25 protein-coding genes are annotated in these 26,122 nt (G+C 35.3%); 12 read left to right on the top strand and 13 right to left on the bottom strand.

Features of this window, described 5'->3' with window-relative positions:
- Positions 1 to 21: 21 nt before the first annotated feature.
- From rluB to ABH961_RS02695, 7 genes are all read right to left on the bottom strand, one after another.
- Entirely contained in the window at positions 22 to 750 is a 729-nt protein-coding gene (gene rluB / locus ABH961_RS02725) for a 23S rRNA pseudouridine(2605) synthase RluB (RefSeq protein ID WP_000440552.1), read from the bottom strand.
- 292 nt (positions 751 to 1,042) lie between these two features.
- Entirely contained in the window at positions 1,043 to 1,573 is a 531-nt protein-coding gene (spmB, locus tag ABH961_RS02720) for a spore maturation protein SpmB (protein ID WP_000029511.1), read from the bottom strand.
- On the bottom strand, positions 1,570 to 2,166 hold the full coding sequence (spmA, locus tag ABH961_RS02715; RefSeq protein ID WP_000247806.1) for a spore maturation protein SpmA: 597 nt from the start codon (positions 2,164 to 2,166) through the stop codon (positions 1,570 to 1,572). Before spmA ends, spmB begins: the two co-directional genes overlap by 4 nt.
- Complete coding sequence (dacB, locus tag ABH961_RS02710; RefSeq protein WP_116443083.1) at positions 2,159 to 3,283, bottom strand: D-alanyl-D-alanine carboxypeptidase DacB; 1,125 nt, start codon at positions 3,281 to 3,283, stop codon at positions 2,159 to 2,161. Before dacB ends, spmA begins: the two co-directional genes overlap by 8 nt.
- A gap of 111 nt (positions 3,284 to 3,394) precedes the next feature.
- Positions 3,395 to 4,309 carry a superoxide dismutase gene (locus tag ABH961_RS02705; RefSeq protein ID WP_404518847.1) on the bottom strand — a complete coding sequence of 305 codons (915 nt, stop codon included), beginning with the start codon at positions 4,307 to 4,309 and terminating at the stop codon, positions 3,395 to 3,397.
- A gap of 105 nt (positions 4,310 to 4,414) precedes the next feature.
- Positions 4,415 to 4,906: a YpuI family protein gene (locus tag ABH961_RS02700; RefSeq protein ID WP_000067570.1), complete on the bottom strand. Its 492-nt coding sequence runs from the start codon at positions 4,904 to 4,906 to the stop codon at positions 4,415 to 4,417.
- Between the two features lie 22 nt (positions 4,907 to 4,928).
- Positions 4,929 to 5,318 carry a hypothetical protein gene (locus ABH961_RS02695; RefSeq protein WP_087985526.1) on the bottom strand — a complete coding sequence of 130 codons (390 nt, stop codon included), beginning with the start codon at positions 5,316 to 5,318 and terminating at the stop codon, positions 4,929 to 4,931.
- Between the two features lie 186 nt (positions 5,319 to 5,504).
- On the opposite strand from ABH961_RS02695, the gene mprF reads away from it, so the two are divergent.
- On the top strand, positions 5,505 to 8,090 hold the full coding sequence (gene mprF / locus ABH961_RS02690) for a bifunctional lysylphosphatidylglycerol flippase/synthetase MprF (RefSeq protein ID WP_048541887.1): 2,586 nt from the start codon (positions 5,505 to 5,507) through the stop codon (positions 8,088 to 8,090).
- 4 nt (positions 8,091 to 8,094) lie between these two features.
- Here mprF and ABH961_RS02685 read toward each other — a convergent pair whose 3' ends face one another.
- Positions 8,095 to 8,883 (bottom strand): hypothetical protein, encoded by a 789-nt coding sequence (locus ABH961_RS02685; protein ID WP_116443084.1) that lies wholly within the window; start codon positions 8,881 to 8,883, stop codon positions 8,095 to 8,097.
- A 175-nt stretch (positions 8,884 to 9,058) separates the two neighbouring features.
- Here ABH961_RS02685 and deoD point away from each other — a divergent pair, with 175 nt between their 5' ends.
- The 4 genes from deoD to ABH961_RS02665 all read left to right on the top strand — a co-directional run bounded on the left by deoD (position 9,059) and on the right by ABH961_RS02665 (position 12,686).
- Positions 9,059 to 9,766 (top strand): purine-nucleoside phosphorylase, encoded by a 708-nt coding sequence (gene deoD / locus ABH961_RS02680; protein ID WP_404518844.1) that lies wholly within the window; start codon positions 9,059 to 9,061, stop codon positions 9,764 to 9,766.
- 156 nt (positions 9,767 to 9,922) lie between these two features.
- Positions 9,923 to 11,734: a sensor histidine kinase gene (locus ABH961_RS02675; protein ID WP_048541883.1), complete on the top strand. Its 1,812-nt coding sequence runs from the start codon at positions 9,923 to 9,925 to the stop codon at positions 11,732 to 11,734.
- A 107-nt stretch (positions 11,735 to 11,841) separates the two neighbouring features.
- Positions 11,842 to 12,372, top strand: a complete 531-nt coding sequence (locus ABH961_RS02670; protein WP_000806236.1) for a tyrosine-type recombinase/integrase — start codon at positions 11,842 to 11,844, stop codon at positions 12,370 to 12,372.
- Between the two features lie 119 nt (positions 12,373 to 12,491).
- Complete coding sequence (locus tag ABH961_RS02665) at positions 12,492 to 12,686, top strand: DUF3924 domain-containing protein (protein ID WP_001094854.1); 195 nt, start codon at positions 12,492 to 12,494, stop codon at positions 12,684 to 12,686.
- Positions 12,687 to 12,983: 297 nt separating this feature from the next.
- Here the strand turns inward: ABH961_RS02665 and ABH961_RS02660 are convergent, their stop codons facing one another.
- Positions 12,984 to 13,829 carry a DUF72 domain-containing protein gene (locus ABH961_RS02660; protein ID WP_098078695.1) on the bottom strand — a complete coding sequence of 282 codons (846 nt, stop codon included), beginning with the start codon at positions 13,827 to 13,829 and terminating at the stop codon, positions 12,984 to 12,986.
- 160 nt (positions 13,830 to 13,989) lie between these two features.
- On the opposite strand from ABH961_RS02660, the gene ABH961_RS02655 reads away from it, so the two are divergent.
- From ABH961_RS02655 to ABH961_RS02645, 3 genes are all read left to right on the top strand, one after another.
- Positions 13,990 to 15,261, top strand: coding sequence for an ATP-binding protein (locus ABH961_RS02655; protein ID WP_000937261.1), 1,272 nt, complete (start codon positions 13,990 to 13,992; stop codon positions 15,259 to 15,261).
- A gap of 242 nt (positions 15,262 to 15,503) precedes the next feature.
- Positions 15,504 to 17,279, top strand: a complete 1,776-nt coding sequence (locus ABH961_RS02650; RefSeq protein ID WP_404518842.1) for a Gly-Xaa-Xaa repeat protein — start codon at positions 15,504 to 15,506, stop codon at positions 17,277 to 17,279.
- Between the two features lie 195 nt (positions 17,280 to 17,474).
- Positions 17,475 to 17,903 carry a hypothetical protein gene (locus ABH961_RS02645; protein ID WP_048544855.1) on the top strand — a complete coding sequence of 143 codons (429 nt, stop codon included), beginning with the start codon at positions 17,475 to 17,477 and terminating at the stop codon, positions 17,901 to 17,903.
- A 126-nt stretch (positions 17,904 to 18,029) separates the two neighbouring features.
- Here ABH961_RS02645 and ABH961_RS02640 read toward each other — a convergent pair whose 3' ends face one another.
- The gene (locus ABH961_RS02640; protein ID WP_098077920.1) at positions 18,030 to 20,072 is read right to left on the bottom strand and encodes a transglycosylase domain-containing protein; all 2,043 of its coding nucleotides are present in this window, start codon (positions 20,070 to 20,072) and stop codon (positions 18,030 to 18,032) included.
- Positions 20,073 to 20,384: 312 nt separating this feature from the next.
- On the opposite strand from ABH961_RS02640, the gene ABH961_RS02635 reads away from it, so the two are divergent.
- From ABH961_RS02635 to ABH961_RS02625, 3 genes are all read left to right on the top strand, one after another.
- Positions 20,385 to 21,005: a DUF47 domain-containing protein gene (locus ABH961_RS02635; RefSeq protein ID WP_000231446.1), complete on the top strand. Its 621-nt coding sequence runs from the start codon at positions 20,385 to 20,387 to the stop codon at positions 21,003 to 21,005.
- An 11-nt stretch (positions 21,006 to 21,016) separates the two neighbouring features.
- Positions 21,017 to 22,015: an inorganic phosphate transporter gene (locus ABH961_RS02630; RefSeq protein WP_048544857.1), complete on the top strand. Its 999-nt coding sequence runs from the start codon at positions 21,017 to 21,019 to the stop codon at positions 22,013 to 22,015.
- A gap of 117 nt (positions 22,016 to 22,132) precedes the next feature.
- Entirely contained in the window at positions 22,133 to 22,933 is an 801-nt protein-coding gene (locus ABH961_RS02625) for a sulfite exporter TauE/SafE family protein (protein ID WP_098077917.1), read from the top strand.
- Positions 22,934 to 23,226: 293 nt separating this feature from the next.
- Here ABH961_RS02625 and ABH961_RS02620 read toward each other — a convergent pair whose 3' ends face one another.
- Complete coding sequence (locus ABH961_RS02620; protein WP_000882907.1) at positions 23,227 to 23,454, bottom strand: hypothetical protein; 228 nt, start codon at positions 23,452 to 23,454, stop codon at positions 23,227 to 23,229.
- 169 nt (positions 23,455 to 23,623) lie between these two features.
- Between ABH961_RS02620 and ABH961_RS02615 the strand changes: the two genes are divergently transcribed.
- Positions 23,624 to 24,136 carry a Crp/Fnr family transcriptional regulator gene (locus ABH961_RS02615; RefSeq protein WP_048544859.1) on the top strand — a complete coding sequence of 171 codons (513 nt, stop codon included), beginning with the start codon at positions 23,624 to 23,626 and terminating at the stop codon, positions 24,134 to 24,136.
- A gap of 30 nt (positions 24,137 to 24,166) precedes the next feature.
- On the opposite strand, the gene hmpA is transcribed toward ABH961_RS02615, so the two are convergent.
- Positions 24,167 to 25,375, bottom strand: coding sequence for an NO-inducible flavohemoprotein (hmpA, locus tag ABH961_RS02610; RefSeq protein ID WP_098077914.1), 1,209 nt, complete (start codon positions 25,373 to 25,375; stop codon positions 24,167 to 24,169).
- A gap of 159 nt (positions 25,376 to 25,534) precedes the next feature.
- Positions 25,535 to 26,053, bottom strand: coding sequence for a hypothetical protein (locus tag ABH961_RS02605; protein WP_098077911.1), 519 nt, complete (start codon positions 26,051 to 26,053; stop codon positions 25,535 to 25,537).
- Between the last annotated feature and the right edge of the window lie 69 nt (positions 26,054 to 26,122).

The following is a 26,122-nucleotide window of genomic DNA, read 5'->3' as shown; positions in this document are numbered from 1 at the left end:
GTGAAAGTTTCACACTATCGGTTAGCGCGGCTTTGTAGAAGCCAATGCACGTAATTGTTTCACCTCATGTGGTGACAATTCTCTCGCATCACCAGGTCGCAAGCTACCCACTTCTAAAAAGGCGTAACGTTCACGCTTTAGTTTCACTACTTTACAATCTAACGCTTCAAACATGCGGCGTACTTGACGATTACGTCCTTCATGAATCGTTAATTGTACAATCGCAGTTTCTTTACGCTTGTCCCAAGAAATAATTTTCACTTGTGCTGGTGCTGTTTTCCCATCTTCTAATGCAACACCTCGTTCTAACATGCGAATTTTCTCACCTGTTAATGGCCCTTTAATTTTTGCAACATACGTTTTTTCAACTTTATATCTCGGATGCATTAATACATTTGCAAATTCCCCATCATTTGTCATCAATAATACGCCAGACGTATCATAATCTAAGCGTCCGATTGGGAATAAACGTTGTCTAATTTCAGGGAAAAAGTCTGTTACAACACTTCTTCCTTTATCATCTGATACACTTGAAATTACGCCAGTTGGTTTATATAGTAAAAAATAAACAGGTTCTTCTTTTTCAAGAGGGATGTTATTTACTTCTACTTTATCTTGAGGAGTTACTTTTGTTCCTAACTCCTTCACTATTTTTCCATTCACTTTTACTTTTCCTTGCTGAATTAATTCCTCAGCCTTTCTTCTCGATGCAATACCTGCTTGCGCAATCACTTTTTGTAATCGTTCCATTTCTTTTTTTCACCTCGAATTTATCTTACCTTACATTAGAAAGACTTGGCAACCGCATACGCTTGACGGCTATTCGCTTCATCTTACTTAAACAACATAGCGATGATAATAAACATATAAAGGGCAAATCATGTTTTTACCTTTTATTATTGTCCATATTCTTCATATTGCTCACAATAAAAGTTCATCATTTTGTCAAAAATACCGCATAAAAAAACCACTATTAAGCAACACCTTAATAGTGGTCGTATACGTATTATAAGCGAAATAGCATAAAAAATGAATAGCCGCCTTACTTAAACATTAAAGAAACAAACACAATTGAACAAATAATCCCGATTAAATCGGCAAAAAGTCCTACTTTTAATGCATCTCCCATCTTTCTAATTCCAACAGCTCCGAAGTATACTGTTAAAATATAAAAAGTCGTATCTGTACTCCCTTGCATCGTAGAAGCCAATCTTCCAATAAACGAGTCTGGCCCATATGTGGCAATTAAATCGGTCGTAATACTTAAACCAGCAGAGCCTGAAATAGGGCGTATAAGTGCTAGTGGAACAATTTCTGCTGGGACATGAATTAAATCTAACATCGGCTTCATTACTGATATCATTGCATCTAACGCTCCAGACGCCCGAAAAATCGAAATAGATACAAGCATTCCAACCATAAACGGTAAAATAGAGATCGCAATTTGAATCCCTTCTTTTCCCCCCTCAACGAACGATTCATACGTCGGCACTTTCTTTATCGTGCCATATAAAAGGATAAAACCGATTACACAAGGGATTACCCATAATGATATCGTATTTACAATGCTCATTTTTTCCGCCCCTTCCTACTCCTTCTTCGGTAAAAATAGCGGTCAATCCAAATCGCTCCGATCATAGAGAGTACTTGTGCAATGAATGTTACCCCAACAATTTCAGTAGGATTCGCTGATTCATACGTCATTCGAATCGAAATGACAGTAGTAGGAATTAAAGTAATCGCTGATGTATTTAATGCGAGAAACGTCACCATAGAACGGCTCGCCGAATCCTTCCCTCCATTTAACTCTTTCAATTGTTCCATCGCTTTAATACCAAGTGGGGTTGCTGCATTACCTAACCCAAAAAAGTTCGCCATCATATTCGATAAAATAAATCCCATTGACGGATGGTCTTTCGGGATTTCTGGAAACAACCTTTTTACTATCGGCATAAAAAGTGACACTAACTTTTTTAACAACCCTGCTTCCTCTGCAATTTTCATTAAACCGAGCCAAAATACTAATACACTAATAAGTCCTATACAAATTGTTACTGCATCTTTTGCTCCGTCAAATACGGCTTTATTTATTGCTTCCATCGTTCCATTTATCATGGCATATACAATCCCTATGACTGCCATCGCTACCCATACGAGATTAACCATCGCTCCCAACACCTATCATATGAGAAAAAATTTCTTTCACATTATTCCAATACATTCCCGTTGTAGCTACTAACTTTCGTTTACTATAAAATAAATTCCGTTCTCCAACTTTCTCATTGCCAACATAAATTTCCGTCTTCCCAACCTTTACTCCATCTTTAAGTTTTGCACTTTTATCAAGTTCAACTTTTAATACGACATTCTTTCTTTCCTGCTCAGTTAATGGCACCGCAAAACTATTTTTTGTATATACATGATTGGCATATTTCTTTTCAGTTATTTCAGCAAGAGCTCCTTGTCCTACAACGTTCGTTTGCTTGAAACGTTCAAAACCTTTATCAAATAAATTCATATGATCATCCCAATCACTAGAAGCGCTCAAAGTTACGACAATTAGATCTAGTCCATCTTTTGATGCTGTTGTAACAAGTGTCCGTCCTGCTTTCTTCGTAAAACCTGTTTTTCCTCCTGTCGCAAATTCATAATAAGATGTCACGAGTTTATGTTTGTTTTTCCACGGATAATCCCACGAATCTGATTTATACGTTTTTGTCCCAAAAATCTTCTTAAAGGTTTCGTTCCCCATTGCATACTTTGTTAAAAGTGCCATATCATAGGCTGATGAATAATGGGATCCATCTCCATCCAAACCATGTGGGTTTGAAAAGTGAGTATCTTTCATTCCAATTTGTTTCGCCTTTTCATTCATTAAATATACGAACCCTTCTATACTTCCTCCTACATTTTCAGCAATTACTTGTGCTGCATCATTACCAGATCTAAGCATGAGTCCGTATACTAAATCCTCTAACTTCACTTTCTGTCCAGGCTTTAAATAAATTGCTGATCCTTCTACTCTCACCGCTTCATTACTAACCGATACCATTTCTTTCATTTTTCCTGATTCAGCAGCTAACAAGGCTGTCATAATTTTTGTTATACTAGCAATTTTTTGTGGCTCATGTTCTGCTTTTCCGTATAATACACGACCGGACTGTTGCTCCATTAATACAGCATTTCGAGCACTGACATTACTGTTCATCTTTGCATATGTAGGAATTGGTATAACGCTTGCGCACATAATAAGAAGCGTGATTATTACACAAATTCGTCTCATATTTCCCCCCACGTCCTTTTGGCACTTTTTGTACAAGTGTATGCTTGGCCTTTTAAAATATGAACGAAATCTCTTTCTCCTTCTAATAAAAAAGACGCAGAGAACCTGCGTCTAATACGGTGTCCATTCAATTTGTTTCGCACTTTCAAATCTTTTTTCTACATCAGGCCAATTTACAACATTCCACCAGTTTTTAATATATTCATCTTTTCGATTTTGGTATTGTAAATAATACGCATGTTCCCACACGTCTAGCACGAGGAGCGGTATCGTATCCCATTGTGTAAATAATTGATGAAGTGTACTCTGCAAAATTTCTAATCTTCCAGATCGTGGTACCCAAACGAGAAGCGCCCAGCCTGATCCTTCCACTTTAGAAGCTGCTTCTGTGAAATGTTTTTGAAAACGTAAAAAACTCCCAAAATCTTGTTCAATCTGTTGTGAAAGAGCCCCTCTTGGACTTCCGCCACCCTCTTTTTTCATGTTATTCCAAAATATCGTGTGTAAGTAATGACCTGATCCATGAAAAGCCGCTTCTCTTTCCCAATGCTTAATTAAATCAAATTGATTTGTTTTTCTCGCTTCTTCCATCATTTTCTCTGCCTTATTTAACCCTTCCACGTAACTGCGATGATGTTTATCATGGTGTAACATCATAATTTCTCTAGAAATATACGGTTCTAACGCATTATACGGATAAGGTAATGGTGGAAGTGTATGCCCTCCAATTGGAACAGCTCGTTCACTATCCCCTCTTTCATATAGTTCATATTCCTCTTCTCCTTGCACGAATACTTCCTGCAAATGATGCTGAATATGTTCTACATCATCACTTATTTCATACATAAACTCTGCATCTGTATCATACTCATGCTCTTTCATACGATCTAATAACGTTTGAATTTTATAAGCAAGCATATGGACATCATACACTTCCATTGCACGGCTATCTAATACGTGAAGAACACTTTCACACCAGCTTTCTACTTCATGAAAGTAATCTGTAAATACACCTTGCTGACTCATGTTACACCTCCTTAATGCTATCCCCATAAATATATTCAAAGGAAATCCCTTATATAACTGTACAAAAGGAAAAGAAGCTAAGTCCCCTTAGCTTCTTTTTCGCAATTAATATTTGTGTAACATCTTTGTTTGGTAATCCGTCTCATAATATTCTAGTTCTTCACGCATCAATTGAAATTTTCCTTCTAAACTCTTCATCACTTGCTCTATAGATGCTGGTGGCGTTTGTTGAAAAACGATGGAGTTCTTCCCAGTATAGGCAGACCGACTATTTTCATACCAATGATCACTCTTTGGTGAGAAAAACTCTGCAATTACTTGATGATAAATTTTATATAAAATTTTCTCAGCTGCTGTTTTTCGAAATGGCTGGCTATTTAACAAAACAAAACATGCATCATGTCCTTCTTCACAAAAAACGAGAAGACGTCTTATTGATGCTAATAACCCTTTATAATATTGCTCGTTCCCTGCTGGTTTTTCTTCTAATAAAGAAGGCAACGTATGATAATTTACATAATTGGTTATTAAAGTAATAACATCTTCTAAAAACATAGAAACTTGTTCTGTTTGATTTTCAACCATTAGATTAGACATTTTTTCCCTCTCCTTTGCCATTTCACGCTATTTCTACTCTTTTATTTTTATGTAATTCAGCTAATATTTCTTGTACTTTCACCACTGTTTCCTCATCAAAATATTGTTGGAATGCTTCTATATTATTTAAATATAAACGTTTTTGCATGCGATGCTCATTCTCTTTCAGTAAACAACATATCGCTACAATATCCCGTAAATATATGTCTTGTTCTTCTACTTTACATACTGGATTTCCTTCAAAAGGAGTAATTTCTTGTAAAACTTCTTCAAAATATCGAACGTATAAAACGGAAAAAGTTCTCTCTTTATTATTTAATATATATGTCACTTCAGATTTATTAAAGAAATCTTCTGATGTATTAGGTTTCGCTTTCTCTAACTCATATCCCGCATAACCTATAATAATCATCTACTTCCCCTCTCTTCCTTCTTTCAATTCATTTTAACTTAATTTTCTGACAAACGAAATACTCTTTTAAATATGACCCATATAAAAAATAGCTTCTCTATACAGGAATTTACCTTTTTATTTTTCTTGAAGTTTGTCATAATAATATTATTGTCTCAGTTTTCTTATACAAGGAGAGTTGTATTTATGTCGTTTTCATGGAAACGTTTCTTACAAATCGGGAAAATTATCTTCCCATTTGTTGTATTAACAATTGTATTCTTTCAAGCAAAAAAAGAATTAGCAGGCATTTCTTTTTTAGAAGCAATCAATACAATTAAAAACATTCCAACCGGAGGAGTCTTTTTAGCAATTACACTTGGTGCATTTGCCGTATCAACAATGTTCTTTTATGACTATGTTATGCTTCGTTATTTAAAAGCTGATATACCAGTCCAAAAGATTTTTCGTATCTCATGGATTGCTAATACTTTAAATGGATTTATTGGGTTTGGTGGTCTCGTTGGAGCTGGTGTACGCACAATGCTTTATCGTCCATACATAAAAGAAAATGGCAAACTTATTAAAAGTATCGCCTGGATGACAACTGCTTTTATTAACGGACTCGCAATTCTTTCTTTCCTCGGTCTTATTGGAATATTAGACACAAGTTTTATTTTGCATGAAAAACCGTGGCTATGGCCTGTTCTTATTTTCTTCGCCCTTTTCGTCCCTATATACATTGGCTTTTCTAAACTAAAAAATAGAAAACCAAAGCAAACCGAAGGGCAAGAAGAAGGGGAAGAAGAAAAAAATCCAACTGTTTTATACTCATTAGTTTCATTAGTTGAGTGGGTATCTGCCGGTATTGTTATGTACGTCATACTAATATTATTTGGTATCGATATCGAATTTCAAAAGTTTTTAGGTGTGTATGTAATTGCTGCTTTAGCTGGTGTTGTTAGTCTCGTTCCTGGTGGACTTGGTTCATTTGATCTTGTCTTTTTAACTGGGCTCGGACAATACGGCATTGATACAGGCGTATTACTACCTGCTATGTTATTATATCGCCTCGTCTATTATATTTTACCTTTCTGCCTTGGTCTTATTTTTGCAGCTTTTGAAATGACAGGCGTGGCCATTAAAAAGTTTGAAGATAAACCTTTTATTGCGCCTGCATTAGAAACAACTGGTGTTATATGGACTTTGCAGCGTGATTTTCTAGGAAAACTAGGTTCATGGGCCTCTGCTGCTTTAACAGTATTTGCTGGATTAATGGTTATTTTATCGACCATTCTACCGACAAGTATAAACAGAGCACATGCCTTACATATTCTAGCTCCAAAACATCTTATTCAATTTTCTTTTAGCTTATCACTAACATTTGGTATTCTCCTCCTGATCCTTTCGCGAGGGATATATTATGGAACAAAGCGTTCTTACTATATGACGATTATTTCTTTAATCGGAGCAGCCATCTTTAATACGCTAAAAGGGATTGATATTGAAGAGACGTTTATTTTATTAATCGTACTCGCTGTATTATATATGCTTCGTAAAAGATTTGTACGCGAGAAAATGGAAGTCTCACTTTCTGATATGGTAAAAGTTTTTATATTCTTACTCATAACTTTATATTTATATAAAAACTTAGGTATTTTATTTGCAGGTGCAAAAGAAGCTTTTAAACCTGATTTTGTCGTTCGTAATATTACGCAAGTGAAACGAAGTGCATTAGCAGCTGCCTTTTTCGTTCCTACATTTTTACTGATTGGCTCACTCATTGCCAATCGTTATCGAAATGAATTTCCCGGGCAACCAGCTAATGATAAAAGGTTGCAAAACTTTTTAGATGAACATGATGGTAATGTACTTAGTCATTTAGGATTTTTAGGAGATAAACAATTTTTCTTCAGTAGTGATGGGAAAGCGCTCCTTCTCTTCTCTATAACTGGAAAACGTCTCGTTGTGCTAGGTGATCCAATTGGTGATCCTTCCTCCTACCGTACTGTGTTACAAGAGTTTTTAGCTGAGGCTGATCGATTTGGATACATTTGTGTATTCTACCAAATAGAAAGTAAATGGATGAGTTTATATCATGATTTTGGTTACAACTTCTTTAAACTTGGTGAAGAAGCTGTCGTTGATTTGAACACATTTACAATAACAGGAAAAAAACGAGCCGGTATGCGAGCGACTTTCAACCGTTTCGAACGAGAAGGCTATACATTCTCTATTCATCAGCCACCATTCTCAAACGAATTATTTGAAGAGTTAAGAAAAGTTTCAGATGCGTGGCTCGGCGGAAAAAAAGAGAAAGGTTTTTCACTCGGATACTTTGATCGTGAATATATTAGCCGAGCACCTATCGCTACATTATGTGATGCTGATGGAAAAATCATTGCATTTACAACCTTTATGCCCGTATATCAAGACGGATCATTGTCTGTTGATTTAATGCGCTATTATCCAGATGCACCTAGCGGCATTATGGATGCAATTTTCATCCACCTATTCCAGTGGGCAAAAGAAAATGAATACCACTCCTTTAATATTGGTATGGCACCACTTTCAAATGTAGGTTTATCGACACAATCTTTTTGGTCCGAACGAGTTGCTGCTGCCATCTTTAATAATGTTCGTTATACGTATAGCTTCAGCGGGCTACGTCATTTTAAAGAAAAATATAAACCAGCATGGAGCGGTAAATATTTAGCATTTAGAAAGAATCATTCTTTACCAATTACAATGCTCTCTGTAACAAAATTAATAGGAAAAAGAAAAAACAGCTAAACATTTAGCTGTTTTTTCTTTTTTGAACTTGTACAATAAATTCTTTTTCATATTTCTTACCATTTATATAGAAATCTCCCCATATTTTATACGTTCCTTCTATAGGAAATGTAATACGGTATTGTAATTGCTCATCTGTATCAACAGGTATTGCGTATAAAAAGTTTTCTCTCGTTTCGTCCACGATATAGAGCGCTTCCACTTCTCCTCTCTCTGAATGTAATTTCAATTTCTCACCCTTTTTCGCTTGGAATTGAAATGTTAACGTCGCTGGTTCATTCGGATGCAATGCACCAAATAATAGAGAAACTTCATACTCCCCTATTTTTTTTGTAAGCACACTATCGATTGAAAATTTTACTTTTTTCTTATTTTTCTCCTCTATTTCTCTCCCAAAATCTTTCTTCGCAAATGATTTCACAGACTTGTTTTTGTCTTCATATAAAAATATTGTATATCTTTCATCTTTCGCTATGTTGGAAGATACCTTATATGATCCATTCCCTGCAAATGTAGGTTTCATTTGTTGTACATGTTTTAATTGTCCGTCTACAATAACTGCCCGAATTTGATCATTCACACCACGAACTTCGTTATTTTTATTATTTAGTAATTGAAACAAAATATTTACTTTCTCATTTCCTTTTCCATTTGACACATCCCATTTTACTTCCTGAACATCACCTACAGTCTCTGTAGTTTCCTGATACTTTTTTATGTAAAATCCTCCTACTACAATAAATAGTAAAGCAACAAGTCCAATGACAAGATTTTTCAAAATATCACCTACCATTTTTATTGTCTCTGTTTATACAAAACTTCTTACATATATATTCTAGATTATGATTTATGAAATCCTCCTGCTTTGCACATATTACAAATAATTAAAAGATTTTAATTGAAAGGATTGATAGTGTATAATGCAAATGATATTGATTTCTATCAATACATTATAAGGAGGACTTTTCATGAGTGTACATATTGAAGCAAAACAAGGCGAAATTGCTGAATCTATTCTATTACCTGGTGATCCATTACGTGCAAAATATATCGCTGAAACATTTCTAGAGGACGTTACTTGCTATAATAACGTGCGTGGTATGTTAGGTTTCACTGGAACTTATAAAGGAAAACGCGTATCTGTTCAAGGTACAGGTATGGGTGTACCTTCTATTTCTATTTATGTAAACGAATTAATCCAAAGCTACGGAGTTAAAAATTTAATTCGCGTTGGAACTTGCGGTGCGATTCAAAAAGACGTAAAAGTACGTGACGTTATTATTGCAATGACAGCTTGTACGGATTCTAATATGAACCGTTTAACATTCCCAGGTTTTGATTTTGCACCAGCTGCAAGCTTTGACCTTTTAAAGAAAGCTTACGATGCTGGAACTGAAAAAGGCTTACACGTTCGTGTTGGTAATGTTTTAACAGCAGATGTATTTTACCGCGAAAGCATGGACATGGTTAAAAAACTTGGAGATTATGGTGTACTAGCAGTAGAAATGGAAACAACTGCTCTTTATACATTAGCAGCGAAATACGGTGTAAATGCGTTATCTGTATTAACAGTAAGCGATCACATTTTCACTGGTGAAGAAACAACATCTGAAGAGCGTCAAACTACATTTAACGAAATGATTGAAATCGCTTTAGATGCAGCAATTCAACAATAATACATTAAAGAACTCGTCATACGTCTGTCGAGTTCTTTTTATGTGACTTTTTATTAAAAACTACTTTCAGAAGAGACAGATTTTCTCCTCTACTTTTTTGTAACGTTTGTTATAATTAAGAAATCATTTACAGTATTTCTCACAAGAGGTGACGCAGTGAAAAACAGAAGTATCGTCTTTAAACTATTTTTATTAACATCAACATTATTTACAATCATATTCCTCCTTTTTTTCTTAGGACAATCTCTATTTTTAGAGAAATTTTACATTAATAAAAAAGTAAAAACAGTTCAAACTGCTTTTGAGAAGTTCGTAAATACTTACGAAGAAAGTGGTAAAACTTATGAGGAAATTCGAAAATTAAAACAAGAATTTCATGACAAAACAAATGCTGAAATGCAGTTTTTAAATACGAACGGCATTATTAAAAGTGACAATAATTTCTACATTGATGTAATTAATCCTAAAAATAATAAAGCATATTCCATTCCACTCAATAATGTTTTAACGCCAGAAGAATATAATAAATTCGAAAACTTAGGATTGAAAAAAGATGGGATGATAAACGTCGTCGGTTTTGTACAAGATTCCACCATAACACCACTAGAATTGACAACAAACTATAATCGATGGCAAAACGAAAATGTCAACTCAGATTTTCAATCCATTAATGGAAACCCTGCTAAAAATAGACTTACAAGCCGATCCAAAACTGTGACTCAAATTGAGTTTACTGGTATCGTATCTAAGTTACAGCTTCCATCCAAAGCAGATGTTCGTCTTGCAAATGATTTTGAAACATTACAAGCCGTTCAATATTTTGCAGAGATTATTAGAAATGGCACTGCTAACTCACACCAATTAAACACTTATATAATAGATGGTGGAGAGAATATAAAAAATAGTATCTTTGTAAAACCTATTGTGGAAAATGGAAAAATTACAGAATACGCTTTTGCGATAGCATCTTTACAACCTGTTAATGAAGCGATGCTCGTTTTAAAGGATTATTATGTCTATGCCTTAATCATCGTATTTCTCGTAATTATTTTATTATCCTTCTACTACTCAAAAATCATTGTGAAACCATTAATTAAAATGAATCGCGTTACAAAAAAAATGGCCAATTTTGATTTTAGTGAAAAATTACCTGTGACAGCAGACGATGAAATTGGCGGGCTTTCCGGTAGTATTAATACGTTATCTGTAAACTTAAAAGACCGAATCGATCGATTAAATGTTGCCAATACAAAATTACAACAAGATATTGAACGTGAACGTCAATTAGAGAAAACGCGAAAAGAATTCATTTCTGGTGTATCACACGAATTAAAAACTCCACTTAGTGTAATTAGAAGTTTCGCAGAAGGAATTAAAGATGGCGTTAGTAAAGATACGACGTATTACACAGATGTTATTTTAGAAGAAACAGAAAACATGAACAGACTTATTGTTGAAATGTTAGAATTAGCAAAACTAGAATCTGGTACGTACAAACTAGATATGACGACATTCTCAATCGGTGAATTAATTCAACAAGTCTATACAAAGTTATTATTTAGCATGGAGGAAAAGCATTTACAAGTGAACGTAGATGTAGACTCTTCTATATTCGTTAACGCGAATCGTAGTCGTATTGAGCAAGTCGTTGTGAACTTACTTAGCAATGCAATTCGCTATACGCCAGATGGAGAAAAAATACACGTCTCCGTTATAGAACTGGAAGATATAGTAAAATTCGAAATCGAAAACACAGGAAACCCTATCCCTGAAGAAAGTCTTGAAAAAATTTGGGATCGTTTCTACCGTTTAGATGCATCTCGTAGCCGTCATACTGGAGGTACCGGTCTCGGGTTATCAATTGTAAAAAACATTTTAGACCTCCACCATGCCGAGTACGGTGTATATAACACGACTAATAGTGTTGTATTCTACTTTAATTTACAAAAAGTAAAAGAAGTCAAATAATTTGTCTTAATTTCACTAGGAGTTCACATGAAATTCACACTCTCCCTTTATAGTAGGAAACAAGTTAATCCTTTCCTTTACACACATAAATGAGGAGAGTGCGTGAAATGAAACAAGCAGGACAACCTATTCAAAATGAAAAACAATTAGAAACTATCAAAAATATACTTTTACAATCTTCGAAACGTGATGGCTTATTATTCGTATTAGCTGTAAATTCTGGCTTAAAAGTAAGTGAAATCTTACAATTAAAAGTTAGTGATGTAATCGATGAAAATGAAAATGTTCGCCATTCCATTTTATTTTACAATGAAAAAGTAAAGAAACATAAATGGTTTGCTGTAAATGAAGACTTGCAGCACGCGATCGAAGACTACATGAAAGAACGTAAAACTTGGAAACGTAATGAACCATTATTAAAGTCTCAAAAAGGAACGAAATCTATTACGAGACAACATGCATGGTACATTTTAAACAAAGCTGCAAAAGAAGTTGGATTAGAAGGGATTAGCTCACATACACTTCGAAAAACTTGGGGATATTGTGCATACAAATCAGGTGTTGATATCGCATTTTTACAACACTTCTTTGATCATAGTACTCCATCAAAAACTTTAAAGTATATCGGTATTGCTTAATAACTCTTATACATAAAAAAGGTTACCATTTATAAATGGTAACCTTTTTTATGTTTCACATTCTCTTTTCTTGTCTCTCCTATATTGTAGTGGTACTCTAATAGTAAGGGGGAGAAATTATGAACACATTAACAATTGAATTACCGAAAGATACGGCTGAAAAACTTGATTTATTAAAACAAGCTTATGAAAAGAAAACAGGCGCTTCCATTTCTGAAAGTACTCTTGTTCAAACACTTATCTCAAAAGAGTTTATCCAAGCGATAACTCCTTTTGATTTACAACAATTCGTCACTGGAAAAGAACAGCATTAATTGCTGTTCTTTTTTTTGATACTTTATTAGGAGTTTACTAGCATTCTCCCCTGAAAAACTTCTTTGCTTCAGCCAAACCTTTTATCAGGAATCTTCCTACCCGTTAATGTCTCATAAAAAGTTTTTTATTTATTTTTCGGAAAACTATTGACAATGATAATGATAACCATTATCATTTATTACGAAGCCAACAATTGATGAATCAACCAAACGCTCAGTAACATTGTTACCCCTCTTTTTCATATAGAAAGGCACTGTACATTCCCCCTGTTTGTACAGTGCCTTTCTTGTTTATTATCATTCAAACAAATTTAATTGCTCAGGCTTCGGCTCACCATATGTAATGTTCATCATTTTCATAAGCTGTTTCGCATTATCCGCTGCATCTCCGCCCGAATTATTGTTAAATAGTACATATATGTCCTTTGTCTTCTTTTTTAATTGCTCTAGTCTTTCTACCCATTCTTCTAATTCTTTATTGTTGTAGCGATATAAGCAACGAACCGCTCTCCAATTTTCCCCTTTATCAAGCCACCCATGAACATTCCTACCATGAAAACGTATTAACACCATCTCTGCATTCGTTACTTCTAATACGAGAGGTACCGAACCTATCCCGGCCTGCGGCTCATCACAAATGGTATGAATCCATTTCTCATGTTCTAGAAACTGTATCGTCTTATCTTTCATTTCGGGATAAAACCATGTTTGATTTCGAAATTCTATGGCACACGGTAAACCTTCCATTTTTTCTTTCGTATATCGAAGAAAATTCACATTTTTCTTTTTACAATCAAACCATGGTGGATATTGAAATAAAATCATTTTTAATTTATCAGCTTCTATTAAAGGCAGAATAGATTGTTTGTACACATCAAACATCTCATCAAACGTAGAAAAAGGGATTTCACCTTTCATATGTCCTGTCATTCCTTGATATGCTTTTACTATAAAAGCAAAATCTTTCGGTGTTTCCATTGCCCATTTTGTATAGTTTCGTGCAGGTTGCATCGCATAAAATGAACTATCCACTTCCACTATAGGAAAATACTCACTATATGTTCGTAATTTATTTCTATTTTCATAGGGATCTATATATAAAGAATCATGATCTCCCCACCCTGTCACTCCAATGAAAAGCAAATATATCCCTCCCTTTTTAACTTCACCTTCTATTCATTCTACTCACTTCCCGAACACTTCAGCTAATCAATTTTATTAAGTAGCCCCTTCTTTAAGAGTATCCGTATAAAAATATGATATACTAGATGGAAGAATTTTTAAATTGAGGGGTTATTCATTTATGCTTCCAAACGATGATATTGTATCTCATGAAAAACGAATAGAAGAATTAGAAAATAAAGTACGTTTTTATGAAGAACTTGTGAATCAATTACCACATCATTTCACATACAAAAATCCACATATTGGTTTACAAATAAAGAAAACGAGAACGACTCATTCCATTCAAAACATAAAAAAAGAGAATAAAGAGGCTGATTTTCAACTTACTTGCGATTCATTATTTTTATTTGAGCAACTTGAAACATACTTCATTCATATTTTTGATGCTTTTTCACATCATGTAACCTTTGTTGATGCTAAAGGAAATATCACTTTATGTAACCAAGCTGCAGCAGATGATTTTGGTGTAGTACGAAATGATATAATCGGAAAGCCAATTCAACAATTACTACAATTGCCAGAAGAAAAAATTAAAGCTCTTGAAACATTAAGAACTGGAACAGAAATATATAATGAAGAAGTTTTAGACAAAAACTATGGCATTTTAAATAACCGAATTATTCGTGATTATAACGGAGAGATTTTTAGAGTTATTAGTGTCTTTCATTATTTAAACACAGAACGTGATGCAGAGAAATTTTCTTTAGCAGGGCGAATTGCAGCTGGGATTGCACATGAAGTACGTAATCCTCTTACAACCGTACGAGGTTATTTACAATTTTTACAAGAAACTGTTTCTCCATCTAATAAAGAATTATTTGAAAACTTACTTATTCCTGAATTAGACCGCGCAAATAGTATTATTACAAAATTTTTAGCTATTTCAAAAACACGCGAATTTACAAGAGAACCGTTTCCTATTAATACATTTTTACGTGAGTATATTCAACAGTTACTAGCTAGTGAAGTCTTTTTACATAATATTTCAATTGATTATAATTTTTCTACCGAATTAGATGATGTATTAGTCCATATTGATCGTCATGAACTTGTACAAGTTTTTTTAAACCTATTTCAGAATGCTGTCGATGCTCAAGGTGAAAAAAAACTTTCTATCCAAATTACTAGTTATCGTCTAGATAATTTTGTTCGTATTACTTTCACTGATAATGGAATTGGTATTCCAACAGCCATTCAAGAGTATATCTTTGATCCATTCTTCTCAACAAAAGATTCGGGCACAGGACTGGGCTTGTCAGTAACGAAGAAAATTATTCAAAATCATAACGGTACATTAAAAATGACCAGTAATCAAGATGGTACAACTTTCACTATTTCAATTCCAATTTTACCTAAAACAACCCTTGAAAGATTAAATGACTACAAATGAGGTACTCCTCCACAAACTGCATGCCAATTGTTAAATACCTACAACAATTAGCATGCAGTTTTTTATGCTGAATTTTTCGTCTTTACATTATATAAACCTTCTCTTTATCTTACTTATTTTTGCTAGGAGGGCCAATTTCTTATTTTTTTAGAAATGGTAGTTTGTCCATCACGAATTTAGTATAAATTTCATTTTAATATATAGTAACGACTATTGATTCTATGAAAGAAAGGAATGAAAAGATGAACAATAAAAATAAAGGAAAAGTATTTTATGGTAATGATTGTTGCGAAGTCAGAGCTTGTAGTTATATTAACATCTCTAAGTCCGAACTTACAGAATTCGTTAGACTTCTTCAAGCTCTTGGCCAAGCTATTCAAGCTGTCTTTCAAAACCCTTCTCAAAATAATATCGATAACTTGATTGCTGCCCTAAATAACCTACAAAAATTCCTCAATTGCTTAGATTTATCTCCAGCACAAAAACAAATTGGAAATTCTATTATCGCTAATCTATTAACTATTTTAAAAACAAAACCTTTCTCATGCGGAGCATTGTACGTTGAGCTACAAAGCTTGCTTAATTATTTATTGTATATCGCTAAGTTATTTAAAGTAGATTGCTGCACTATCGACAAACTAGTTAAACTCATAACAGAGATCCAAACTATCCTAGTTCAATACGGGTCAGGTTGCCTTGGAGGAGGAGCAACAGGGGCTACTGGGGCTACTGGACCTCAAGGTGCTACTGGACCTCAAGGACCGGCTGGTGCTCAAGGTGCTACTGGACCTCAAGGACCAGCTGGCGCAACAGGTGCTACTGGCGCTCAAGGACCTCAAGGTGCTCAGGGACCAGCGGGTGCTCAAGGCGCTACTGGACCTCAGGGTGCTCAAGGTATTCAAGGTCCAGCGGGTGCTCAAGGTGCTACTGGTGCCCAAGGACCGGCTGGCGCTCAAGGTGCTACTGGCGCTCAAGGACCGGCTGGCGCTCAAGGTGCTACTGGTGCCCAAGGACCAGCTGGCGCTCAAGGACCGGCTGGTGCTCAAGGTGCTACTGGCGCTCAAGGACCGGCTGGCGCTCAAGGTGCTACTGGCGCTCAAGGACCGGCTGGCGCTCAAGGTGCTACTGGCGCTCAAGGACCAGCTGGCGCTCAAGGACCGGCTGGCGCTCAAGGTGCTACTGGCGCTCAAGGACCGGCTGGCGCTCAAGGTGCTACTGGCGCTCAAGGACCGGCTGGTGCTCAAGGTGCTACTGGCGCTCAAGGACCAGCTGGCGCTCAAGGACCGGCTGGTGCTCAAGGTGCTACTGGCGCTCAAGGACCAGCTGGCGCAACAGGTGCTACTGGGGCTCAAGGACCGGCTGGCGCTCAAGGTGCTACTGGCGCTCAAGGACCAGCTGGTGCTCAAGGTGCTACTGGCGCTCAAGGACCAGCTGGTGCTCAAGGTGCTACTGGCGCTCAAGGACCAGCTGGCGCAACAGGTGCTACTGGGGCTCAAGGACCGGTTGGCGCTCAAGGACCAGCTGGCGCAACAGGTGCTACTGGGGCTCAAGGACCGGTTGGCGCTCAAGGACCAGCTGGCGCAACAGGTGCTACTGGCGCAACAGGAGCAGCGGGTACTCCAATTCCTGTAACTATCGCAGCTATCGGAAACTCAAATCCACAAACTATATCCCCTGGAACAAACATCCAATTCAATCAAGTTTTTGAATTAACTAATATCTCTTTCAACGATACTTCAGATACTTTAACAATTTTAGAAACAGGCGTATATGATATTAGTTTCTCAGCGTCTACAACTTTCCCAGGATCTTCACCATTCGGATTCGGTATTTCATTCAATGGCCAACCACCTAATCGTAACTTCTCAACTAACGTTATCGGTAGTGCTGTTTCTTTCTCTACAATCGTTACTTTACAAGCTGGTACAACGATTGCTGTACAGCCTACAGCAAACACTATTTCTATTCCTAACACAGGCGATACAACTGCAACACTATCCGTATTCCGAATTTACTAATTTTCAATCAATAAGTATATTTATAATAATATGTATCGTTTAACCGTGCATTAAATCTCTCTTTATATAGAAAGGAGCACTTATTTGGGAGGATAAGTGCTCCTTCTTTACGTTTCTTTACCTCAAATTTACTCTGTCTTAATCCTCATTTTGTATGATAAATAGTGAAGTCAAAGATATGAAAGAGGGATGAAAATGAGAGTTATGTCACTAATACGCATTTGGGTTGCTCTTATGGTATGCATTATTTTATGTGTAGGATTTTTTTTAACTCTAAAATATTCCACTATATCAAAAGCAGAGAGAAAAACTGTTCCATACAAACTTTTGTATACAAAACAAAGCAACATCCCTTATTCCAATGCCTCAAATAATGAAAAAAAAGTTATAAAAGGAATGCTTATTACGAAAGCTGCTAGTTCCGAAGCGTTACTTCAAATTGCTGAAACGATTAAAGTTCAGTATACAAATAAAGAAATTGATGAAATCATGCTTTCTATCCATAATGAAAATAATGGTGTTTACGAAGAAGAATTACCTTACGAGCCTATTAGTAAAGGAAAAATAATCATCACATACGATTCTCAATCCTTTGGCAGTACAAATGTTACACTTAACGAGTAATACTATTTATCCCAATTGATATGGGCTAACAACTCGTAAGGATAGATACAGCTCTTCCCACCGATTAAAAGTTCACTTAATTTCTCATACGAAAAAGAGGCGAATTTCGTTATTCGCCTCTTTCTTTTACCAAAGTGAAGGAATCCATTCTTTTACTTTGTCGAGCCACTCTTGTTGCTCTTTTTTTCTTTGCTGTTCCTCTTCTTTCCTTTTCTTCTCTTCTTCTTTTCTTCGTTTTTCCTCTTCTATTGTATTCAATTGTTTTTTATAATCAGCCTCAGATATGAGCGATAACTGGAATGCTTTTTGAGCTGGATTGGCATTCGCTTTTTTCATAATATCCCGGAACATTGTCGTCGTAATTTGACTCCCCCCTGGAACATAATGATCGCTATCTGTTTTATCAAATCCTACCCAAATCGCACCTACTAAATCTGGTGTGTATCCAACAAACCATGAATCCTTTGCACCAGTGCTTGGTCCATTTACAATTTGAGTAGTTCCTGTCTTCCCGGCCGTATCAACATTATTAACTTTCGCCTTTTCGCCCGTTCCCTTTTCGACAACACCTTTTAATAAATATGTCATCTTTTGAGCAATTTTCTCGCTCGTCACTCGTGTCTCTTTCTTATACCACTGTCCAATTGTTTCACCTTCAGCATTTTGTATCTCTCTAATCGCATGAGCTTCCACTTGGACACCGTCATTTGCAAATGTACTGTATGCTTGAGCCATTACAAATGGAGAGGTCCCAACATGCATCCCACCTAAAGCAATTGGATACGTACGATCTTCTGGCACTAATGGAATACCAAATCGCTCTAAAGATTTCAACCCTTTATCCAATCCAATTTGTTCCAATAGCCAAACAGCCGAAACATTGTACGACTTTGCCACGGCTTCATACATTGTCACATCACCGTGAAAAGTGTGATCACTATTTTGCGGTTTATATTCTTTAATATTAAATGGTTCATCTTTTAATATATCGTATACTTCATACCCTTGCTCTAACGCTGGTACATATACAGCCAGAGGCTTTAACGTTGAGCCAGGTTGTCTTTTTAATTGGGTTGCATGGTTAAACTGTAAAAACTGATACGGTCCTCTACCTCCAACTAAAGCTGGTACACCACCTGTTTTTGGATTTATAAGAACTACACCCGTTTGCATAAGCTGGTCTGAGCCATTATCTTTGAAATAACTCTCATTATTCACAACGTCTTCTACAGCCTGTTGTTTTTTCGGATCAAGCTCTGTGTAAATACGATAACCACCTGCTAAAATTTCATTTTGTGTTAATTCGTACTTGTCCATAGCTTCCCTAACAATATAATCTACATATTGAGAGTATTTCCCCTTGTATTTATCATCCACACCACGTTTTAACACAAGACCGCTCTCTTTTTCTTTATTATACTGCTCGTCAGAAATATATCCTTGCTCTTTCATTAAACTTAATACAACATTACGTCGTTCGATTGACTTATTAAAGTTTTTATATGGTGAATATGCAGACGGTGCTTTAATCAAGCCAGCAATCGTTGCAGCCTCTGAAACCGTTAAATCTTTTACATCTTTATCAAAATAAGATTTAGCTGCCCTTTTTATACCCCAAGCACCTTCGCCAAAATAAATTTGGTTCATATACATTTCAATAATTTCATCTTTTGTATACGTACGCTCTATTTTTTTTGTTAAAAAATATTCCTTTATTTTTCGAGAGTATGTGCGGTCTTGTGTCAGAAATACATTTTTCGCAAGTTGTTGTGTAATTGTACTTCCCCCTGCTACAACTTCTCCTGCTGTAATATTTTTAAAAACTGCACTTATAATTCCACTATAGTAAATACCGTGATGGTTAAAAAACTCCTTATCTTCTACTGCAACAATTGCCTGAACCATAATATCAGGAATATTTCCCCTTTTAATACCTTCTGTTTTAGAAGAAGCTAATTTAGTCGCAACTTCATTATTTGCATCATAAATTAAGGTCGGTTGCGGAACAGCTTGTTTTAATTCAGATATGTCTTGAATGGAAATTATTATATTTATAGCAACAAATAGAGTAGCGAGTAAACTCCCTAATACAATTAATGAATTACGAAGTTTCTTCCTCTTGTTGAACCACTCCTGCATTTTTTTTAAGTGAGTGTTCTTCAATTTCATTCGTTCACTTCCTTCGTTTGTTTACACTCTTCTTTTCAAAAGGAAGAATATACCTCCTTTTAAATTTATTATAATAACGTAGTCGTTCCTATAGTGTAAAGCTTTTCTTTCACATTCATACTTTTTGCAAGAAAAGGACATTCTACAAGTAAGATATTCACTATTGATTATTAATATTATTAATACAACAATGAGAGTTATGTTAAGTTTTTGTAAACTTTTCGATAAAATGTTTTAAAAAACGACAGTTTTTTGTTAGAATTGATTAGCCAATATATTTTACATATATTACTTTTGTGGGGGTAACTAATAATGGTATTTAAATCAAAAAAAGATAAATTTTCTGAAATGTTAATGAATGTTTCAGAAAATTTAAAAGAAGGCGCGCAGTTTTTCGTGGAGTATAAAATTAAAAATGCTAGCGATTTAAAAGAGTTTTCTATGCGCATGAAAGAGTATGAGTCAAAAGGTGACTCATTTATTCACGAAATCATTATGGAGCTAAACAAAGCGTTTATTACTCCAATTGAACGTGAGGACATCCTACAACTTGCAATGAGTATGGATGATGTATTAGACGGATTAGATCATAGTGCTGGTCTATTCGAAATGTATTCTATTACAGAAGCTGATGAATACATGATTAAATTCGTTGAAGCAATTAATCAATGTGCGATTGAGATTGCAAATTCTGTTGAACTACTGTCTAAAAAGAAGTTAGTCGACATTCGTACGAACGCGATTAAGATTAAAGATTACGAATCACAATGTGATGATATTCGCCGTCATGCAATTAAGCACTTATTCTCTCGTGAGAAAGATCCGATTAAGATTATTCAATACAAAGAGATTTACGAGGAGCTTGAAGAAGTAGCGGATAGCTGCCAAAGCGTTGCAAACGTATTAGAAACAATTATTATGAAGAACGCGTAAGGAGTTTGATCATGGATACACTCTTGATACTGACCGTTTTAGTAGTCATTTGCGCTTTAGCTTTTGACTTTATCAATGGATTTCACGATACAGCAAACGCTATTGCAACGGCTGTTTCAACGAAAGCTCTAAAGCCTAGACATGCAATTATTATGGCAGCTATTATGAACTTTTTAGGTGCGATGACATTTACAGGTGTAGCAAAAACGATTACAAAAGATATCGTTGATCCATTTGCCTTGCAAAATGGTTCTCTTGTAATTTTAGCTGCTTTGCTTGCGGCAATAGCTTGGAATTTAATTACTTGGTACTACGGTATTCCAAGTAGTTCTTCGCATGCAATTATCGGCTCAATCGCAGGTGCAGCTATCGCTGCTGCCGGTATTAGCTCGTTAAATCTTAAAGGGTTCATAAAAATTCTTGAAGCTTTAATCATTTCACCGATTATCGCTTTTGTTATTGGTTATATCGTATACAGTATTTTTAAAGTGGTCTTTAAAAACTTTAATTTAACGAAAACGAACAAAAACTTCCGTTTATTCCAGATTTTCACTGCAGCATTACAAGCTTATACACATGGTACGAATGATGCACAAAAAGCAATGGGGATCATTACGATGGCTCTTATGGCCAATAACTATCATACTTCTGACGACATCCCGTTCTGGGTACAATTATGTTGTGCAATCGCAATGGGTCTTGGTACTTCTGTTGGCGGATGGAAAATTATTAAAACTGTCGGTGGACAAATTATGAAAATTCGTCCTGTAAATGGTGTAGCTGCTGATTTATCATCATCACTTGTTATTTTCGGCGCAACATTCATTCACTTACCGGTTAGTACAACGCACGTTATCTCTTCTTCTATTTTAGGGGTTGGTGCTTCACATCGTGTGAAAGGTGTAAAATGGGGAACTGCAAAACGCATGTTAATTACATGGGTTATTACACTTCCTATTTCAGCTTCGTTAGCTGCATTATTTTACGCTTTATTACACTTAATCTTTTAATTAAAAGTCGTCTTCCTTATTTTTCTAGGAAGACGACTTTTTTGTGAACAAACCTTTTTCTTATTAAAAAGCGTGTATAATAATTGGTGGATAAGTTATATAGAGGAGTTGGAAATTTTGGAATACATCATGTTACTTTTCATCGGGTTAATCGCCGGGACAGTCGGGAGTCTAGTCGGGCTTGGTGGCGGAATTATTATTGTTCCGTTATTAATCGGATTACACAGTCTATCACCACAACTTGCAGTAGGAACTTCAATGGTAACAGTCGTTTTTACAGGACTCTCTTCCACCCTTACTTATATGAAGCATAAACGAGTAGATTACAAAAGTGGACTTATTTTATTTATCGGGAGTGGCCCTGGTGGTATCATCGGCTCGTGGGCAAACAAATTTTTAAACCAAGATACATTTTCTTTATATTTTGGGATTTTCCTTATTTTTGTCTCCATCCTTCTTATGTTACGAGACAAATTAAACCCCCTTTCTTTATCAAATATGACGGTAATTAAGCGTACTTTTACAGATAACGAAGGAAACACTGTACACTATCAATTTCCACCGCTTCTCGCTATCTTTATCGCCTTTATAGTTGGTTTTATATCTGGATTATTTGGAATTGGCGGCGGTGCCTTACTTGTTCCAGCAATGATGCTACTTTTTGCATTCCCAGCACATATTGCTGTAGCAACTTCGATGTTTATCGTATTTTTATCAGCAATTGTAAGTTCTGCAACTCACATCTCCCTTGGAAATGTCAGCTGGGTTTACGCATTAATTCTTATTCCTGGTGCATGGATTGGCGGAAAAATCGGGGCTTATATTAATACAAAATTAAGTGGTAATGCCGTAATTAATTTATTACGTATCACATTAATTATTCTCGGAACTAGATTAATCATTACTTCTTTTTTATAACGCGTTCTTTTTAGAATGCGTTTTTCTTATACACATGAATATAAAAATCCTCCTAAGAGAACAAATAAAATTAAACAAACACATAATAACATATAATTGGAAATATGTACTTTCTTCAAGTTGACCACTCCTATAACTGCGACTGTTATCTTTATGATAGCGAAAAAATAATTCACTTGCAGTTACAAAGTGCTAACAATGCAAAATCATTTATTACAAATTTTATCCTTATATTTCATTTCTTTGTATATTCTATCGTTTTAATAAAAAAAGATGTCATATTGACATCTTTTTTAGTGAAGAAGTGACCATCCCATAAAATCCTCATGTACTTGGCACGCCCTCTTATCGTTTCGATCATATAATTCAGCATAACTATCTGTTTCTTCATCATAAGCCATCGTATAAATAATTTGGCCGTCTACTTCAACGGATAACACGACTCCACCTTTCATCTCTTCTACATGAATGATAGCATTCGCCGGAATTCTCATATCCGTCATTTTTATCGCATCTAACAATATACTAAACCCCCTACAGCGTATTCATTGCTAGTACTATTACACACTAAATAGTATACTACTGTAATAGCATATATTTCGTCAATGAAATTGCTGTTTAAAAGCATATTGTCTTTATACATATACGCTAAAATAGAAGAAATATAAATGTTTAAATGGGGGGCTAACATTGATTCTACACAAAGGAGATGTACTATTCCGTCAAGGCGAGGACGGTCCTTTATATTTTATAAAAACAGGTTTATTAAAAGTAGTACGGATAGAAGAAGATGGAACACCATTTCTATTCAACATTATCGTTCCAGGTGAAACGATACCTCACCATTCTTTAATTTCACCGAAGGAATATCACGGTACAGCAATCGCTTTAATGAAAACAGAAGTTGAACCTATAATTAGTAATGAATGGTACGATCAACTTCAGGCAAATCCTGCATCATATGCAAATATTGCTATGCAACTACAATCAAAATTAAGACTGATGCAACAGCGTATCGATCAATTGACAACCGTCTCTCCGAAAGAACGTCTACATCGTTTACAAGAATGGTTCACACTATATTTAGGTGACATTCCTATATATGAAATATTAACACAAACTGAAATCGGTCAACTCATAGGTATACGCCGTGAAACGGTAAATCGGCTGTTACGGGAACAAATAAAAAACGAGGTAAAATAATACCTCGTTTTTACTTATTTCAAACTTCATCTATTGTAAGCTTGCTGCTGGACCGAAAAATTCATAATGAATATGCTCTTGTTCCACACCTAAATTAGTTAATGCAGCATTTATATGCTTCATAAATGGTACGGGACCACAGAAATAAAATTCTGCTTCCGTTGTCGGAATAATAGTTTGTAACCATTCAGCTTCAATGAAACCTTCTTTATCAAAGTTCTTCATTTCCAAATCTTTTTCAGTTGGTGCAGAATAGCAAGTGTATGCTTTAACTTGTTCGTATTCATTATCTACTGCCTCAACGTGTTCTTTCATTGCATGTGTATTACTATTTATCGCTGCATGAACAAAACATACATTACGTTTTGAGTTTTGTTCAATTAACGTATTTAGCATACTCATCATTGGTGTAATACCTACTCCACCACTAATTAGCACAACTGGTAATGTTGAATCCATATTTAATACGAAATCTCCTGCTGGTGCACTTACTGGTAACATATCCCCTTCTTCTACATGACCATGTAAGTAGTTAGATACTTTACCGTCCGGTGTATCTACACCTTTTTCTTTCTTTACACTAATACGATAATATTCTTTTCCAGGAGCATCTGATAAACTATATTGACGATTATGTGTATACGTTTCACCTTCTATATTTATTTGAATCGTTACATATTGTCCTGGGATGAATGAAGAAACTTGCCCACCATCTTCAGGTTTTAAATAAAATGATGTAATAACGTCGCTTTCCTTCACTTTTTTAACAACCACAAATTTACGGAAATCTTTCCATCCACCTTCTTTATGTGCCGCTTCTTCATACATCTCTGCTTCAATGCTAATGAATGCATCAGCAATGACACCATAAGCTTCTCCCCATGCATTTAAAACTTCATCAGGTGCACCTGCGACCTCTTTAATTGCACGTAGTAAACATGTACCTACAATCGGGTAATGCTCTGCTTTAATACCTAAACTTCTATGCTTATGACCAATTTGTTTTACAACTGGAATAATAGCTTCTAAATTATCAATATACGCTGCAGCTGCATAAACAGCATTCGCTAGCGCTTGTTGTTGTCTTCCCTTTTTCTGATTTGTATGGTTGAAAATATTCAATAACTCCGGATGTTCCGAAAATAAAATTTGATAAAATCTCGTTGTAATTTCAACACCTTTTTCTTGTAATAATGGTATTGTTGACTTTACGATTTCAATTGTTTTTGCACTTAACATTGTATCCCACTCCTCTATTTCCTTAACTGTTTTTAGTTTAACTGAATTGTATAGTACATATTGTGATTTTAATCACTATTAACACGGTGTTTTTGTGAATAATATATGAACATTGCACTTACAAAAGAAAATAAGCCAACTAGAATTCTAGCTAGCTTATTATTTGGACTGTATAGCTTGTTCAATTACCCTTATATCTTTTCCATCTCCAAACTCTGTATACCCCCAGATGTTCGTTTCACCTCTATATTTATTTACAATAATATCTAAGTCATGGTATACACGATGTGCATAAACTACATACTCAATATTTTGAAGTTCCACACCTTTTTTTACAATTTCATAGCTTCTATTTACATCACGTTTTATTTTTTCATTCTTTATTTCTGTATGTATATTTTTTAAAGACGATTCTTGTTGTTGAAACCATTGTTTAAATTGGTTCCAGTCCCCTTCTGTATAATTCTCTGCTTTACCGTAATTTAAGGAATTATTATAACTTTCATGCGTCATACGAATAAAATCTAGCACTTTTGTCTCTTCTTGCACATCTTCTATTTGAGCTATTGTACTTACCTCAGCAGGCTTATTCGCATAATGTAATAGCAATTTCATAAGACTATAGCTCGCAATGATCATTACGCTAATAATCCCGAATACAATTAACAATTTCTTCATATACAGAACTCCTTCTCTACTAAAGATATTACAATGTAAGACTATACTTGTAACATTCTCTCGTAGAAA

Source organism: Bacillus sp. RC251, assembly GCF_044908765.1.
Classification (GTDB): domain Bacteria; phylum Bacillota; class Bacilli; order Bacillales; family Bacillaceae_G; genus Bacillus_A; species Bacillus_A wiedmannii.
The sequence above is the reverse complement of the archived record's forward strand: the minus strand, read 5'-3'. Positions and strand labels throughout refer to the sequence as shown.

Bases quoted from the DNA above. Each gene is read 5' to 3' on its own strand.
- rluB (WP_000440552.1), bottom strand. From the start codon at position 750: ATGGAACGATTACAAAAAGTGATTGCGCAAGCAGGTATTGCATCGAGA.
- spmB (WP_000029511.1), bottom strand. From the start codon at position 1,573: ATGAGCATTGTAAATACGATATCATTATGGGTAATCCCTTGTGTAATC.
- spmA (WP_000247806.1), bottom strand. From the start codon at position 2,166: ATGGTTAATCTCGTATGGGTAGCGATGGCAGTCATAGGGATTGTATAT.
- dacB (WP_116443083.1), bottom strand. From the start codon at position 3,283: ATGAGACGAATTTGTGTAATAATCACGCTTCTTATTATGTGCGCAAGC.
- ABH961_RS02705 (WP_404518847.1), bottom strand. From the start codon at position 4,309: ATGAGTCAGCAAGGTGTATTTACAGATTACTTTCATGAAGTAGAAAGC.
- ABH961_RS02700 (WP_000067570.1), bottom strand. From the start codon at position 4,906: ATGTCTAATCTAATGGTTGAAAATCAAACAGAACAAGTTTCTATGTTT.
- ABH961_RS02695 (WP_087985526.1), bottom strand. From the start codon at position 5,318: ATGATTATTATAGGTTATGCGGGATATGAGTTAGAGAAAGCGAAACCT.
- mprF (WP_048541887.1), top strand. From the start codon at position 5,505: ATGTCGTTTTCATGGAAACGTTTCTTACAAATCGGGAAAATTATCTTC.
- ABH961_RS02685 (WP_116443084.1), bottom strand. From the start codon at position 8,883: ATGGTAGGTGATATTTTGAAAAATCTTGTCATTGGACTTGTTGCTTTA.
- deoD (WP_404518844.1), top strand. From the start codon at position 9,059: ATGAGTGTACATATTGAAGCAAAACAAGGCGAAATTGCTGAATCTATT.
- ABH961_RS02670 (WP_000806236.1), top strand. From the start codon at position 11,842: ATGAAACAAGCAGGACAACCTATTCAAAATGAAAAACAATTAGAAACT.
- ABH961_RS02665 (WP_001094854.1), top strand. From the start codon at position 12,492: ATGAACACATTAACAATTGAATTACCGAAAGATACGGCTGAAAAACTT.
- ABH961_RS02655 (WP_000937261.1), top strand. From the start codon at position 13,990: ATGCTTCCAAACGATGATATTGTATCTCATGAAAAACGAATAGAAGAA.
- ABH961_RS02650 (WP_404518842.1), top strand. From the start codon at position 15,504: ATGAACAATAAAAATAAAGGAAAAGTATTTTATGGTAATGATTGTTGC.
- ABH961_RS02645 (WP_048544855.1), top strand. From the start codon at position 17,475: ATGAGAGTTATGTCACTAATACGCATTTGGGTTGCTCTTATGGTATGC.
- ABH961_RS02640 (WP_098077920.1), bottom strand. From the start codon at position 20,072: ATGAAATTGAAGAACACTCACTTAAAAAAAATGCAGGAGTGGTTCAAC.
- ABH961_RS02635 (WP_000231446.1), top strand. From the start codon at position 20,385: ATGGTATTTAAATCAAAAAAAGATAAATTTTCTGAAATGTTAATGAAT.
- ABH961_RS02630 (WP_048544857.1), top strand. From the start codon at position 21,017: ATGGATACACTCTTGATACTGACCGTTTTAGTAGTCATTTGCGCTTTA.
- hmpA (WP_098077914.1), bottom strand. From the start codon at position 25,375: ATGTTAAGTGCAAAAACAATTGAAATCGTAAAGTCAACAATACCATTA.
- ABH961_RS02605 (WP_098077911.1), bottom strand. From the start codon at position 26,053: ATGAAGAAATTGTTAATTGTATTCGGGATTATTAGCGTAATGATCATT.